General features: G+C 54.0%; 12 protein-coding genes. 11 read left to right on the top strand and 1 reads right to left on the bottom strand.

The window, feature by feature from the left end; all coding sequences use genetic code 11:
* Positions 1 to 73: 73 nt before the first annotated feature.
* From KP806_RS24725 to KP806_RS24690, 8 genes are all read left to right on the top strand, one after another.
* Positions 74 to 955: a metallophosphoesterase gene (locus tag KP806_RS24725; protein ID WP_224726427.1), complete on the top strand. Its 882-nt coding sequence runs from the start codon at positions 74 to 76 to the stop codon at positions 953 to 955.
* Positions 956 to 1,048: 93 nt separating this feature from the next.
* Positions 1,049 to 1,237 carry a hypothetical protein gene (locus tag KP806_RS24720; RefSeq protein ID WP_224726426.1) on the top strand — a complete coding sequence of 63 codons (189 nt, stop codon included), beginning with the start codon at positions 1,049 to 1,051 and terminating at the stop codon, positions 1,235 to 1,237.
* Positions 1,238 to 1,526: 289 nt separating this feature from the next.
* The gene (locus KP806_RS24715) at positions 1,527 to 3,329 is read left to right on the top strand and encodes a cache domain-containing sensor histidine kinase (protein ID WP_224726425.1); all 1,803 of its coding nucleotides are present in this window, start codon (positions 1,527 to 1,529) and stop codon (positions 3,327 to 3,329) included.
* On the top strand, positions 3,304 to 4,485 hold the full coding sequence (locus KP806_RS24710; protein ID WP_224726424.1) for a response regulator: 1,182 nt from the start codon (positions 3,304 to 3,306) through the stop codon (positions 4,483 to 4,485). Before KP806_RS24715 ends, KP806_RS24710 begins: the two co-directional genes overlap by 26 nt.
* 9 nt (positions 4,486 to 4,494) lie before the next feature.
* Positions 4,495 to 5,775, top strand: a complete 1,281-nt coding sequence (locus KP806_RS24705; RefSeq protein WP_224726423.1) for an ABC transporter substrate-binding protein — start codon at positions 4,495 to 4,497, stop codon at positions 5,773 to 5,775.
* Positions 5,776 to 5,894: 119 nt separating this feature from the next.
* Positions 5,895 to 7,346, top strand: a complete 1,452-nt coding sequence (locus KP806_RS24700; RefSeq protein ID WP_224726422.1) for a glycoside hydrolase family 68 protein — start codon at positions 5,895 to 5,897, stop codon at positions 7,344 to 7,346.
* Positions 7,347 to 7,437: 91 nt separating this feature from the next.
* Entirely contained in the window at positions 7,438 to 8,997 is a 1,560-nt protein-coding gene (locus KP806_RS24695) for a glycoside hydrolase family 32 protein (RefSeq protein WP_224726421.1), read from the top strand.
* 169 nt (positions 8,998 to 9,166) lie between these two features.
* Complete coding sequence (locus KP806_RS24690; RefSeq protein ID WP_224726420.1) at positions 9,167 to 9,700, top strand: HAD-IIIA family hydrolase; 534 nt, start codon at positions 9,167 to 9,169, stop codon at positions 9,698 to 9,700.
* A 279-nt stretch (positions 9,701 to 9,979) separates the two neighbouring features.
* Here KP806_RS24690 and KP806_RS24685 read toward each other — a convergent pair whose 3' ends face one another.
* On the bottom strand, positions 9,980 to 10,720 hold the full coding sequence (locus KP806_RS24685) for an alpha/beta fold hydrolase (RefSeq protein ID WP_224726430.1): 741 nt from the start codon (positions 10,718 to 10,720) through the stop codon (positions 9,980 to 9,982).
* Between the two features lie 461 nt (positions 10,721 to 11,181).
* Between KP806_RS24685 and KP806_RS24680 the strand changes: the two genes are divergently transcribed.
* The 3 genes from KP806_RS24680 to KP806_RS24670 are packed head-to-tail and all read left to right on the top strand — an operon-like array spanning position 11,182 to position 14,195.
* Positions 11,182 to 12,330, top strand: coding sequence for a type III polyketide synthase (locus KP806_RS24680; protein WP_224726419.1), 1,149 nt, complete (start codon positions 11,182 to 11,184; stop codon positions 12,328 to 12,330).
* On the top strand, positions 12,323 to 13,060 hold the full coding sequence (locus KP806_RS24675) for a methyltransferase domain-containing protein (RefSeq protein ID WP_224726418.1): 738 nt from the start codon (positions 12,323 to 12,325) through the stop codon (positions 13,058 to 13,060). Before KP806_RS24680 ends, KP806_RS24675 begins: the two co-directional genes overlap by 8 nt.
* Complete coding sequence (locus KP806_RS24670; RefSeq protein WP_224726417.1) at positions 13,041 to 14,195, top strand: NAD(P)/FAD-dependent oxidoreductase; 1,155 nt, start codon at positions 13,041 to 13,043, stop codon at positions 14,193 to 14,195. The genes KP806_RS24675 and KP806_RS24670 overlap by 20 nt, the downstream gene beginning before the upstream one ends.
* Positions 14,196 to 14,220: the final 25 nt, after the last annotated feature.

Raw genomic sequence — 14,220 nt, 5'->3', positions numbered from 1 at the left:
TCCGCCCAATCGCGCTCAATGTCAGGTTTCTGATGCAATAAGTACAGCAGAGCTACATATAAAGGGGGGGCACATGGTGAAGGAGCAGAAGCCGAAGCGCAGACGGCGCATCTGGATGTACCTCATCCTTTCGGTCATATTAGTCGTTATGTTTCTCTATTATCAAAATAATGCCCTGTCCGTCACCCGGTTTCAACTCAGCTCGTCCAAGCTGCCGGGCGGCTTTGAGTCGTTCCGGATCGTGCAGCTGACGGACCTGCACAGCAAGGAGTTCGGCAGGGGGCAGAAGCGGCTGGCCCGTAAGGTGGGCAAGCTGAAGCCCGATATCATTGTCGTTACCGGAGATTTGGTGGACAGCCGGAAGTATGATGCCGAAATCAGCCTCAAGTTGATGGAAGAGATGACGAAGCTTGCGCCGGTCTATTACGTAACGGGCAATCACGAGTGGTCATCGGGCCGCTTTGATTCTCTCGAAAAGGGAATGGATCGTCTTGGCGTGCAGGTGCTCCGGAACGAAAGCGAGATGATCCCGCTTGGCGATGGAGAAATCCGTCTCGCAGGCATCGACGATCCGACCTTTAACCGGCATGCCGACGGAGACGCCGACAAGCTGAACGAGTCTTTAACGAAGGCGCTGGCGGAGACGGAGGAAGAGGGAGTTGGCGCATACACCGTGCTTTTGTCGCACCGCCCCGAACTGTTCCCGGTCTACGTGCAGCGCGGAATGGACCTCATTTTCTCCGGCCATGCGCATGGCGGCCAGGTCAGGCTTCCGTTTGTCGGCGGACTGTTCGCTCCCGGCCAGGGCTTTCTGCCGAAGTATGATGCGGGCAAATACGAGCATGATGAAGCCGTCCTCATCGTCAGCCGGGGGCTTGGCAACAGCGTTGTTCCGCAGCGTTTGTTCAACCGGCCGGAAGTGATGCTCGTGGAGCTGGTGCCGTCCGGATCTTAGCGGTGTGAAAGGCAGCCATCCAAAAGATGTATATTTTCCAAGGGATCCATCCAAAATATATTGAATGTCAATATAGAAGGAGGTCGGAGCCTTTTGAAGCAAGATCAGCTAAGAAACTCCAAAACGGGTAAGCAGCCGGTTGCCTTTACCAATTTGAATCATTCGGCGACAAGCTATGCGCAGAGTGCAATAGAGCGTGTTTCGGCGGAGAATTCGATTAACGAAGAAGCGTCGGAAAACCTGGTGAAGCAGCTAATGCAAAACAAAAATCACGACAACTGATATGCCGATCCGCAAAAAGAGACCCGCAGCTTCCGAGCTGCGGGTCTTTCAATGATATCTATTAAAAAAGGGGGGTTGTTCTCATTATAAGCGGCTTTCGTTAAGACGAGATGTAAATTAGATTTCAAAATCATTACATTTCTAGAAGTTGATTGTTACCGCTTTCCAAAAAACAGAAGAAATTGCCACCGTCTGAAAATAATCCATTAGTCCGAAGTTAATATATAATCTAGGAGCTAGAATTTAATAGTTATGCCGTAAGCCGTAAGTCAATCAAAGGAGCATTATTGTGAAAAGCATACAAAGCCGCTTATTGATCATGCTGCTTGTTTTCATTATCCTTCCGTATTTTTTGTCCGTGCTGCTTATTTACGGACAGACGAAAGAGAACGTGGAAAGGCACGAGCTGGAGTCCAGCCGCGATCAAATGCAGCAGACGTCGGAGGATCTGGAGCATTATTTTCAGGATATGGTCGATCTTCCTTATATTTTGTACCGGAATCCCGACTTGTTCGCCATCTTCGAGAACGGCTTTGAAGGCTCGCTATACCGCAACCAGCGTGAGATTAACAAAGGAATGGCGACCTTTTATCTGATGAGGAGCGAAATTAAACAGCTCCGGTTCTATATGGATAAAGGCCAGAACTCTTTCACCGTTTACAATTCCATGATCAGCTTCCGGAAGCGCCAGCCGGAATTGATGCAGCAGGCCCCCATTCAGAAGCTGATGAACGCCGATTCGAGCTTTTCGATCGAGCCTCCTCATCTTATCGTCAATTACAACGATACCTCCGTCATCCCGGCTTCCGACAAAACGATGGTCTTAACGCTGCACCATAAAATCCGGAACGCTCTGTCAAGAGAGTTTCTGGGCGTCATTACGATCGATATCGATTTGAGCAAGGTTGCCCGAATAGCGGATCATTTCATTCAAAATAAAGGGGAATCCGTTCTGCTGTCCGATTCGAACGGCCTGGTCGTCTATGCGAGCGACGAAGCGATGATCGGGGGGCCGGTTCCGGCCGGGCTGCAAAAGAAGCTCGACCAGCCGGGGACAAGCGTCTATTCGCCTGACGGCGATATTATCCTCTCGGAAACCTTGACAGGACCGGTGCAGGATTGGCGTCTCGTGAAGCTTTCGTCCAGCGGCATTTTGTTCAAGGATGCGAGGAAAACCGCCTATACCAACATCGTTGTCGGCGTCGTCGTCGGGCTGCTGGGTTTACTTATGATCGCGATTATTTCCTATAAGATCACAAGGCCGATCAAGCTGCTGAGCCGAAAGGTGCTGAGCATCGAAGGGGGAAATATGAATGCGCCGTTTGACGACAAGAGGGAAGACGAAATCGGACATTTGGAAAAGCATATCAAAGAGATGATGAACCGGATCAATCTCCATATCGACCGGGAATACAAGCTGGAAATCGAGAACCGGAAAAACCAGCACAGAGCGCTGAAATCGCAAATTAACCCGCATTTTTTGTACAACTCGCTGCAGTCGATCGGCACGGTTGCCATGCTGTCGGGCGTCCCGCAAATCTACCGGTTAATTACTTCCTTATCCAAAATGATGCGCTACGCGATTCGCGTGGAGGAGCATTCGACGGTCCGTCACGAAATCGATTACGTGAAAGCGTATTTGACGCTTCAGGAGGAGCGGTTTCAAGCCGGCTTCGGCTGCTCCATCGACATTCCCGAGGAAGCACTTGATCTTGCAGTGCCGAGCATGGTGCTGCAGCCGCTTGTCGAAAACTTCTTCAAGCACTGCTATGAAGAGGACGGCGAGCAAGCCCGCCTGCGTATTTCCGCTTGCATCCGGAACCTGAATTTATATCTTGACGTTGAAAACGACGGCTTCGGCATGACCGACGATGAATGGTCCGCTTTACGCGAGTCGATCTACGCGCAGGCCGGCCGTACCGATGAACATATCGGACTTAAAAATATTCATGACCGCCTTGTTCTCAATTATGGCGGAGCGGCGGGCATGGAGCTGGATTCAATGCAGGGAACCGGCTTTCGGGTGCGGCTGGTCATTCCACTCTACCTCAAGGAGGATGGACGATATGAAAGCTCTTATCGTAGACGATGAAGCTCACGTAAGGAAAATTATTCGGTTTATGGGGAAGTGGGAGGAACACGGCATTACCGATATTTTGGAAGCGAGAAACGGAGAAGAGGCTCAGGCGCTGATCGACCGGGAAAAGCCGGAAATCATTATGACGGATGTGAAAATGCCCAAAAAGAACGGCATGGATTTGATCGAATGGCTCGTATCCCATTCCTATCCGGGAAAAGTGATTTTAATTTCAGGATTTGACGAATACACCTTCATGCGCAAAGCGATTCAGCTCGGCACCTTCGATTATTTGCTGAAGCCGGTTGAAGAAGAGGTGTTGAATAAAGTGCTGGCAGATGCGATAGAAGCGTGGAAAAAGGAAGAGAAAGAACGCCGCGGCATGGAGCCGGGGCTCCACGAAGAAGTCAGGCGTTATTGTCTGGACAGGGAGGTTACTTTCGCATGCAGCGGGAAAACCTTTGACTGCGGCGAAATTGCCTCCTCTCTGCCGGAAGCGGATGCTTACGGGCTTGCCTTGATTTATTTTTACCAAACCCACCATCCGGAGCCTTATATTCAGCAATTAAGAGATGAACTGATAGGGCGGGGCTCCGGAAACGCCTATGCGCTGCAAAACGACTCCAATCTCTGCCTGATTCTGTTTGCGGAAGGGCAGTTGTTCCCGATTGAAGAATGGTTGACCCATCACTTCGATATTCCGGTCCGTCTGGTCAGCGGGCATAGGGTGGAATCGCTGGAGGAGCTGCCTTCCTCGTTTCTGGCCGCGCAGCAGGCCATGGCCGATCAAAGCTTCAGAGCCATCCATCGGTTGACCGATTTGGAGGACAAGAGAAGGATGCAGGACATGGTCCAATTTGTGGACGGCCACTACATGGAGGAATTAAGCCTCGAAAAGCTGTCGATCCGGTTTTTCCTGAGCCGCGAGCATATTTCACGTCGGTTCAAGCAGGAGACTGGCACTACTCTGTCCAGCTACGTCATGCAGCTTCGAATCGAGCAAGCCAAGCAGTGGCTGCGCGAAACGGATGAAAAAATGTATTCCATTGCCTTAAAGCTGGGCTACCAGGATGAAACCTATTTTTCGAAGCTGTTCAAAAAAACGGTCGGCATGACCCCGCTGGAATACCGGAACAGCCATACTGAGGATAATCTGGAGAGTATCGGGTAGGGAGGAATTATGAAGAACAGGATGTTTCACAGCATAGGGGCACTGCTGCTAGCCGTCTCCCTTTCCTCCTGCGGGAAGGCCGCTCCGCGGGCGGACGAACCGTCTCCCGAAGCTGCGGACCAGAAGCTCGTTCTGGAGGTTCTGAATCCCAAAGTGGAAATTTCCACTCAGTTCGAGCAGATGGTACGGGAGTACGAGAAAGAAAATCCGAATGTGGAGCTGAAGCTTCTAACCTTCGGCGGAGGGTCCGACTATTTGACCGAATTGAAAGCCCGGTTCGCTTCCAATCAAGGTCCTGATATTTTTCCGAACGGGGGTTACGAGGAGGCGCACGAATGGAGGCTGTACCTGGAGGACTTGTCCGACCAGCCGTGGGTAAGCCTTGTGCGCGATGAGGCGCTTGAGCCGATGAGGATAGACGGAAAAACGTACGGAATGCCCTATAATTATGAAGGCTACGGCTTTATTTATAATAAGGATTTGTTCGCAAAGGCCGGGATCGGCACGCCCCCTAAGACGTTTTCCGAATTGCGGACGGCGGTGGAGAAGCTGCACGCTGCCGGCATTCTCCCGTTTGAGGTCGGGTATGCGGACAGCTGGAAATTCATCCTTCTGCTCAATATCGCCTTTGCCAGCCAGGACAACCCGGACTCCTTCATTCGGGGACTGTACGATGGGACGCAAACGATCGAAGGAAACAAGGTGTTCGAGGAGCTGCTGCGCACGATCGATCTGACTGTCCAATACGGCAACGCGGATTATCTAACGACCGATTACAGCACCGAAGTGAAGCGGTTTGCCGCCGGCGAAGCGGCTATACTTATGCAGGGGAATTGGGTGCAATTCAAGCTCGACCAGCTCACCCCGCATATGAATATCGGTTTTCTGCCGATTTCGATCAATGACGATGCCGGAAACGATGCTCTGCCGCTTGGCATATCCAATAACTGGGCTATTAATAAAGACGCTTCGCCGGAGAAGAAGCGGGAAGCTAAAAAGTTTTTGAACTGGATGATTACTTCCAAACAAGGCAAATCGTTTATGAGAGATCGGTTTCATTATATATCGGCGTTTAAACATATCGGCACGTTACGTTCGGGGCCGCTTGTGAACGATCTTGTCCGTTATGCTGACGAGAAGAAGACGCTGACGTGGAACTGGTTCAAGTTTCCTCCAAGAGTAAGAGAAGAATACGGTTATATGATGCAGGCTTATGTAGGAAAAGAGCTTAACCGGGAACAGCTGCTAAGGGAGCTTCAAAGAATCTGGGAGAAAGCTGTACAAAAATAAGAGATCAATTTACGCCTGCGAATCGATCAATCTGCGACATGTTCTTCCTTTTCCTTGTTCTATAAAATACTAGGTAAGCAAGAAAAAATAGGATGCAGATAAGGAGCAGGTGAGAAAAAATGAAGAAATTGGCAAAGCAAGTGACAGCAGTAACGTTTGCGGCAGCATTGCTCGCAGGCGGCGGAGCTCAAGCCTTCGCGAATGGAAGTGCAACGGATTTTAAGGACAGCTACGGCTTTTCCCACATCGAACGTACCGACATGCTGAAGCTGCCCGAGCAGCAGAAGAGCGAGCAGTTCAAAGTGCCGCAATTTGACGCTTCGAAAATCAGAAACATTCCTGCGGCTGTGAAGTACGACGAGTTTGGCAACAAAATCGATCTGGATGTCTGGGACACTTGGCCGCTGCAAAATGCGGACGGCACCGTAGCCAACTACAAAGGCTATCACATTGTGTTCGGTCTGGCAGGAGATCCAAAAAGAGGCTCCGACACGTTCATCTACTTGTTCTATAAAAAAGCGTCCGACAACTCCATCGACAGCTGGAAAAATGCCGGCCGCGTCTTCAAGGACACCGACAAACTAGGCCCGAACGACACGATTCTGAACAATCAGGCCGAAGAATGGTCGGGCTCCGCAACGATGACGAAGGACGGAGAGGTCCGCTTGTTCTACACGAACCGCCATCCTTGGGATCCGGCTCGCGGGTTTTACGGCAAGCAAACGCTGACGACGGCGCAAATTAACGTATCCCAGCCTGATCTCAGCACGCTGAAAATCGACGGCGTCGAAGATTTCAAATCCATCTATGACGGCGGAGACGGCTCCATCTACCAAACCGTTGACCAAGCGTTCGGGGGCGGGGATTTCCGTGACAACCATACGCTTAGAGACCCTCACTACGTAGAAGAAAATGGCCGCAAGTACCTCGTATTCGAAGCGAACACGGGCACAAAAACCGGCTATCAGGGTGCGGACTCCTTCAATAACCGTGCTTACTACGGCGGCAATAAAGCGTTCTTCGAGTCCGAGAGAAACTGGCTGCTGCAAAGCCCGAGCAAAGAGTATGCGGAGCTTGCGAACGGCGCGCTCGGCATCATCGAATTGAATGACGACTTCACGTTCAAGAAAGAAATGAAGCCGCTCCTAGCTTCAAACACGGTTACCGACGAAATCGAACGGGCCAACGTATTCGAGCTGAACGGCAAATGGTATTTGTTCACGAGCTCCAGAGGAGCCAAAATGTTCGTAGAGGGCGTCGACAAAGAAGATATTTACATGTTCGGTTACGTGTCGGATTCCCTGGCCGGACCTTACAAGCCGCTTAACGACACGGGTCTCGTCCTCCATCAGGACCTGAATCCATACGATGTAACGTGGACGTACGCTCACTTTGCGATTCCGCAAGTGAAAGGTAATAACGTAGTCGTTACCAGCTACATGACAAACAGAGGTTACTTTGAAGATCGCCACTCCACATTCGCGCCGAGCTTCCTGCTGAACATTAAGGGCTCGAAAACGTCTGTCGTGAAAGACAGCCTTCTGGAGCAAGGTCAAATTACGATTAAGTAACAACATCAAGCAACAACAAACAGAATAAGCGAAAACAAGAAGATGCCAATTTCGAATTGGCATTTTCTTATTTTAAAAGAGGTGTTTACCGATGAATAAGCCTGCGGCAAGAAGGAGCATCATCGTACTTCTAATCGTGATAAACGTGCTGCTGGCGCTTGCGCTGCTGGTCCGTCATACAACGAAAAAAGAGGAGTCAGTCCCTGAGCCCGAGCTGGAGCAGTCGTATCGGGCGAACTATCATTTTACCGTTCCGGACAGGTGGAAAAATGACCCGCAAAAGCTCATTTATATGGACGGCAGCTATCATTACTATTATCTCTATAATCGCGATTATCCCAAAGGCAACGGCACGGAGTGGCGGCATGCGACATCGGTGGATTTGGTGCATTGGAAGGACGAAGGCATCGCCATTCCCAAATATACGAACCGGAACGGCGATCCGTGGTCGGGCTCGGTCGTTGCAGACGATTTGGGAACGGCCGGCTTTGGCGAAGGAGCCCTTATCGCGATCGTCACACAGCCCTCCGCAGACGGGGGAAAGCAGGAGCAATTTTTGTGGTACAGCATCGATAAAGGAAAAACGTTCGCTCCGTACGGCGACAAGCCGGTGCTGCCGAATCCCGGCTCGAAGGATTTCAGAGACCCGAAAGTCGTCTGGTATCCTCCCGCACATAAATGGGTCATGGCTTTGGCGGAAGGAACAAAAATCGGCTTTTATGAATCCTCGAATTTAAAGGAGTGGCGGTATACGGGCGACTTTATGACGGAAAATATCGGGATTGTGGAGTGCCCGGATCTTTATTTGATGCAGGCGGATGACGGCGTCATGAAGTGGGTTCTCGGCGCCAGCGCAAACGGTACCTCATCAGGCAAACCAAACACATACGCTTACTGGACGGGGAGCTTCAACGGCATGGAATTTTTCCCGGATCATAGGGAGCCGGGCTGGCTGGATTACGGCTTCGACTGGTACGGCGCCGTGACGTTTGAAGACGGGAGAGCGGATGATAAATTCAAGCATCGTTACGCGATGGCGTGGATGAACAATTGGAGCTACCCTCATGAAACGCCGACGCTGAAGGAAGGCTTTAACGGGACGGATTCGATCGTCCGCCAAATCGGATTGAAACGCGGCGGCAATGATTCTTATCGATTGGTATCGCAGCCGATCGAAGCGTTGAACCGGCTTGCCGGCCGTATGGATCGGTTTGAGCGAATCGAGGTGAACGGCTCCAAAACGCTGAATGTGACGGGTGACTCGTACCGGCTGGACGCCGATTTGTCCTGGTCGGAGATTAGAAATGCCGGACTTAGGCTTCGTGAATCGGCGGACCAAAGCCGCCATGTGGATGTCGGCGTCTTTGTAGAGGGAGGCTATTCCTACGTCAATCGGGCGTACACAGGCCATCCGGACAGGAGCGGGAGGCTTCTGGAAAGCAGGGCTCCGTTTGACCGGAGCAAGAAGTATGCCCATTTTACTGTTTTCGTGGATAAAACAAGTGTCGAGGTGTTTATCGACGACGGCGGGATCGTGTATTCCAGCTTAATTTACCCGAAGCCGGGCGACAAAGGCATCACTTTATTCTCGGACGGAGGTAGCGTGACGTTCAGGAATGTGGTGGTTAGGCATTTCGGTCCGCAATCCTAATCCCACGTGAAGCGGAAACGTTTCGATTTGTCGGAAGAACAAGCAGATCGCCTGCCTCCTGGTTAAATGCTTTTCTAAGGATGGCCCTGGTATTATTAAGGGGGATTCGGCTGTAGATCGATCATTCACATGCAGGAACGAACCTAACATTCTTCGGGAGGCGATTGCTTTGCAAGCCATTCAAGCCGTGTTTGTGGATCGGGACGGAACGCTGGGCGGAACCGGCCATTTCATTCATCCTCGCGACTTTAAGCTGTTTCCGTATTCTTTGGAAGCGTTAAGTCTATTAAAGGTAAATAGGATAAAAATTTTTGCTCTCACCAATCAGCACAACATTGCCAAGGGGCGCGCGACGGAAATGGAATTTGTTCAGGAATTTGAAGCGTATGGTTTCGATGCGGCGTATATTTGTCCCCATGAACCGGAGGATGGCTGCGAGTGTCATAAACCGCGGCCCGGCATGCTGCGGAAAGCGGCGCAAGAGCACGGACTTGATCTGACCCGCTGCGCTGTTATTGGCGATGTTGGTTCAACCGATATGCTGGCGGCTGCCGCCGTCGGGGCAAGAAGAGTGCTGGTGAAGACGGGCTGGGGGAAGCAGTCGCTGGATAAATATCGTCACAAATGGTACGAGCAGGCAGTTCCCGATTTTGTTGCAGCGGATCTTCTGGAGGCGGCGAGGTGGTTAACTTCACAAAAATGACCTTGATTCGCCTTAAGGTTATGAATGCCGAGCCGATCTGGGTCTCCGGACCGAACGTATCCGGGGGGCCGGCAGCGGAAAGGTTTTCATCGATTTTACTCCCTCTACTCACGGATGCTTTTTTCGGGATCTTGCCGCTCGCCAAAATCAACACCTCCAAATGTCTATGCTCTTCCTCTACCAAGTGGAAGGACATTTGTCATAAAGCTAAGAGGATTTGGTGATTTATCATTACGGTACATTTGGTAGATATGGAGATTCATAGGGGTAGCATATATTTCATAGTTTGGTTGAGCTGATTTGCCGGATACAATCCTTAATCGCACCGATGACGACGTCCGGCTCGGACAGCTGCGGGAAATGTCCGCTGCTGCCCGCGGTAATATGTTTGCCGGATCGAGTCAAGGAAAGCAGCTCCAGCTGATGCTCCAATCGTTTTTGACGAACGATCTCCGGCATCATGCGGCTTTCTTTGCCGCCCGTAATGACATACACAGGGATGTCGGGAAAATGCCCGATCGCCCGGATTTGCTCCGCCGTTTTTTTAACGAAATGAACTTCGTTGAATTGCTTGTGGGAAGAGAAGGAATCGAACATCGAAAACATTTTGTTTATCGTTTTGATTGCTTTGCCCTGATATTGATCGAGGCTCAAATCTTTAGGATGGCTGGCTTCCAGAAAGACGACGCCTGCCGCTTCGTGCGGGTAAAGCCGGGCATACAAATTGGCATACAACCCGCCTAACGAATGTCCGACCAGCAAAAATGGAGGTTCAAGCCCTGCCGTTTTTAAGGCTTCGCGCAACGTTTCCACGATCGTCAGTCCGTCCTGGGGCTCCCGAGGTTTATCGCTGCCAGCAACGCCAAGACGATTGTAGGCAAATACGGCAGCCGACTCCGCAAGCCGGGGCAGTATTTTCATCCATCCTTCGATGGGGCCTGATCCGCCGTTAAGGAGGACGATAGGGGGTCCTCCGCTCCCGCTTATGTGATATTGAATATTCCCTTTTGATGTGTTCATTTTCGATATTTTGATGGCCAATGACGACACCTCGCTCGTTAGGGCTGCTTACCTAGAAGTGATACGTTCTTAACGGAATCCGGATGCGAATTCCATGACAGTTAAATATGAACGTCATCAAATATATTTGGGCTAATGAACCGAATAATCCCTATTCGGTGAATTGAGCCCCTTTTTTATGCCTAATGAACTGTACAATCGTTATTGTGATGAAAAACCTCTGACTGTCCTCATTATTCGCATAATAGCGCTTTTTAGGTTCATTAGTTTTCAAAACTGTTCACTTGGGAGCAATTAACGGCAATGAGGTTCATTGCTATGCATCGGGCTATCGGCATCCTTGCCCGTCCTGGAGGGGGCCTGTGTATTTGCTCCGTCGCCGCAGTCATATTTGAAGCGGCGGGGCCGTATAAATAGGACAGGACGCTACTTGTCCGTTTCAAGGAAAGGATGGGGCGGAAATGGTGCAAAATGAGGGAAATATCGCAATAGTGGGAATAGGTACGGCACTGCCCCCTTACCGGATCGACCAGGCCGATACGGCAAGGCGGCTCGTCGACGCCTTAAGCGATAAGCCGGATTCGGCGCGCTGGGCCAGAAGAATATTCAAGCAATGCGGCGTGGAAAGCCGCTATACCTGCGAGCCGAATCTGCTCGAGGAGGCGGATGTTTGCCGGTATTTGCCGCGCGAGCTGACCGGCGACGTGCCTTCCACCTCCGAACGAATGGCGATATACAAAAGAGAATCCGTCCCGCTGGCGCTCGCCGCGGCGAGACAAGCGTTAGCCGACGGGAGGACGGCCGCCGCCGATATTACGCATCTCATCACGGTCACCTGCACGGGGCAGTTTCTTCCCGGCCTGGACACCGTTCTTGTGCGCGAATTGGACTTGCGGCCTAGCGTGGAGAGGCTCCCGCTTACGTTTATCGGCTGCGCCGCCGGACTGAAGGCGGTATGCCTGTCACAGCGGATTGTCGCCGCGAGCCCCGGCGCTAACGTGCTGATCGTCTGCGTGGAGCTTTGCACGCTTCATATTCAGCCCACCGGCGACCGGGATTCGCTGTTCGGGACGTCCTTTTTCGGAGACGGAGCTTCCGCCTGCGTCGTCGCGGAGGCCGATGCGCGGCACGGTCCGATCTTCCGCCTGGGCGAGCAGCATTCGGTGCTGCTGCAGGAGGGCGCGGAAGAAATGGTATGGGAGGTCGGCAATTACGGCTTCGACCTGTATTTGTCGCCGGGCATTCCGAGGCTGATCGGGGAATGGATTCCGGCCGAAATCGAGCGGCTGTGCGGGGGAGAGGCTCAGGAGCTGTGGGCCGTCCATCCCGGCGGGAAAGGGATTATCGAGGTTTTGCAAGCCCGGTACGGACTGACGGAGGAGCAGACGGAGCCGAGCCTCGGCGTGCTTCGCGAAATCGGCAACGTTTCCTCCGCGACAATCTTGTTCGTGCTGCAGGCGATGAGACGGCAGCAGCAGGAGAAGGGCTCGCGCGGTGCGGAAGGGCTCGCGCTTGCGTTCGGTCCGGGTCTGACGGCCGAGCTGATCAAGATCGCGTACGCGCCGTCCGCCGTAACGCCGGAGCTGCAGGCGGACGGCCAGCATGCTTAGGCAGCTGCGCAGCCGGGCGGAGGCGGCCGAGCTCATGGACGATGCCGCGGCAGGCGGAGCCGAGCTAAGCGAAGCGCTGCGGCAGCTGCGCCTGCTCAACCGGCTGTTCTTTGCAGCCGCGCCGACGCTGTATGGCGTGAAGCGGCTGTGGAGGCAGGCCGGCAGTCCGGCCCGCCTGTCGATACTCGACATCGGGGCAGGCTCGGGCGACGTGAACCGCAAGCTGCTGAAGTGGGCGGACAAGCAAGGGGTTGTGCTGACCGTTACGCTTGTCGATATGACGGAGGAAGCCTGTGCGGAGGCCAGGCGGCTGTTCGCGGGGGAGCCCCGCGTCAAGGTGCAGCGCGGGGATTTGTTTACTCTTTCCGCAGAGGGGACGGATATCGTGACGGGGACGCAGTTTTTGCACCATTTTGAGAAGGAAAGGGTTCCGGCGGCGGTTAAGAGCATGCTGAAAGCATCACGGCTTGGCGTTGTCATTAACGATATCCACCGGCACGGGATAGCTTGGACCGCGGTATGGGTGGCGACCCGACTGTTCCCGAGCAGGTACATCCGGAATGACGGGCCTTTGTCGGTGGCGAAGGGCTTTCGCGGCGGGGACTGGCGGCAGCTGCGCGATGAGCCCGGCCTTGAGAGCCTGCAATTTGCCTGGAGGCCGCTGTTCCGGTATGCGGTCATCCTCCGCAAAGCGGCGGGCGGAAACGGCGGTGAAAGCGGTGGAGGCTAGCTTTGACGCGGCGGTGCTAGGAGCGGGGCTTGCGGGCAGCAGTCTGGCGGGGGCGCTGGCGGGCAAGGGCTGGAGGACGCTGCTGCTGGACCGCCAGACGTTTCCCCGGCACAAGGTGTGCGGGGAATTTCTGTCTCCGGAGGCGCAAAGCACGCTGCAGGCGCTCGGCTTGTACGAAACAGTCGCGGCGCTCAAGCCCTGCCTGATCCCGCAGACCCGGATGGTGTTTGACGGCGGCGCGGAGCTGGGTCTCGAGCTGCCCGGCACGGCTTGGGGGCTGAGCCGATATGAGCTGGACGGGGCGCTGCACCGGGCCGCCGGGCAGGCCGGTGCGGTGCTGGAGACCGGGACGGCGGTTACGGCCATCTATCCCGGCGCAGACGGATATATCATCGAGGCCAAACGGTCCGGCAAGCCGGTCCGGTATCGGGCGAGAACCGTTATAGCCGCCTGGGGAGCGAATGCAGGCCCGGGGCTGCCGGGCTTTCGGCCCCAGCCACGCGGGCGGCGAGCCTACCTGGGAGTGAAGTCGCATTTTCGCGGGCTGGAGATAGAGCCGGCCGTGGAAATGTATTTTTTTCGCGGCGGGTATTTGGGCTTATGCCCGGTCGGCGACGGGACGGTCAACGCCGCGGCGCTGCTGGAGCAAGGGGCGTTCGCCAAAGGAAGCAGGTCCGTGACGGCGTATCTGGAGGAGGCTGCAGGCAGAAATCCGAAGCTGGCACTAAGGCTGGCGGGCGCCGTCCCCGTCGAAGGCACTCAGGCGGCGGTCGCCCCCGTCCGGCTTGCGGTCAGGCCCCGGACCTGGGATACGGTGCCGCTGCTCGGCGATGCGGCCGCGATGATCGCGCCGCTCTGCGGCGGCGGCATGTCGATGGCGCTCCGTTCGTCCGCCTTGTGCGCTCCGCTTGCCGACCGTTATTTGCAAGGGGACATCGACATAGCCGGCTGGGAGCGCGAATACGCGCATGCGGTACGCTCGGAGTTCGACGGGCCGCTTCGCTTAGGCGGCATGCTTCAGGGACTGCTCGGCATGCCGGCGGCGGCCGGTCTTGCGAAAGCCGCGGCGATGCTGGCGCCCGGCCTTGCGCAGGGGCTCGTCCGGGCCACGAGGCTGAAGCCGTTCCGGACATAAGGCTGCGGCGGAACAGGGGGCTTTG

The sequence above is a fragment of the Paenibacillus vietnamensis genome (assembly GCF_020169515.1).
Taxonomy (GTDB): Bacteria; Bacillota; Bacilli; order Paenibacillales; family Paenibacillaceae; genus Pristimantibacillus; species Pristimantibacillus vietnamensis.
This window is presented reverse-complemented; position numbering and strand designations above follow the sequence as displayed.

Excerpts from the sequence above, each read along its gene's own strand:
- KP806_RS24725 (WP_224726427.1), top strand. The coding sequence starts at position 74 with ATGGTGAAGGAGCAGAAGCCGAAGCGCAGACGGCGCATCTGGATGTAC.
- KP806_RS24710 (WP_224726424.1), top strand. The coding sequence starts at position 3,304 with ATGAAAGCTCTTATCGTAGACGATGAAGCTCACGTAAGGAAAATTATT.
- KP806_RS24705 (WP_224726423.1), top strand. The coding sequence starts at position 4,495 with ATGAAGAACAGGATGTTTCACAGCATAGGGGCACTGCTGCTAGCCGTC.
- KP806_RS24700 (WP_224726422.1), top strand. The coding sequence starts at position 5,895 with ATGAAGAAATTGGCAAAGCAAGTGACAGCAGTAACGTTTGCGGCAGCA.
- KP806_RS24695 (WP_224726421.1), top strand. The coding sequence starts at position 7,438 with ATGAATAAGCCTGCGGCAAGAAGGAGCATCATCGTACTTCTAATCGTG.
- KP806_RS24685 (WP_224726430.1), bottom strand. The coding sequence starts at position 10,720 with ATGAACACATCAAAAGGGAATATTCAATATCACATAAGCGGGAGCGGA.
- KP806_RS24680 (WP_224726419.1), top strand. The coding sequence starts at position 11,182 with ATGGTGCAAAATGAGGGAAATATCGCAATAGTGGGAATAGGTACGGCA.
- KP806_RS24675 (WP_224726418.1), top strand. The coding sequence starts at position 12,323 with ATGCTTAGGCAGCTGCGCAGCCGGGCGGAGGCGGCCGAGCTCATGGAC.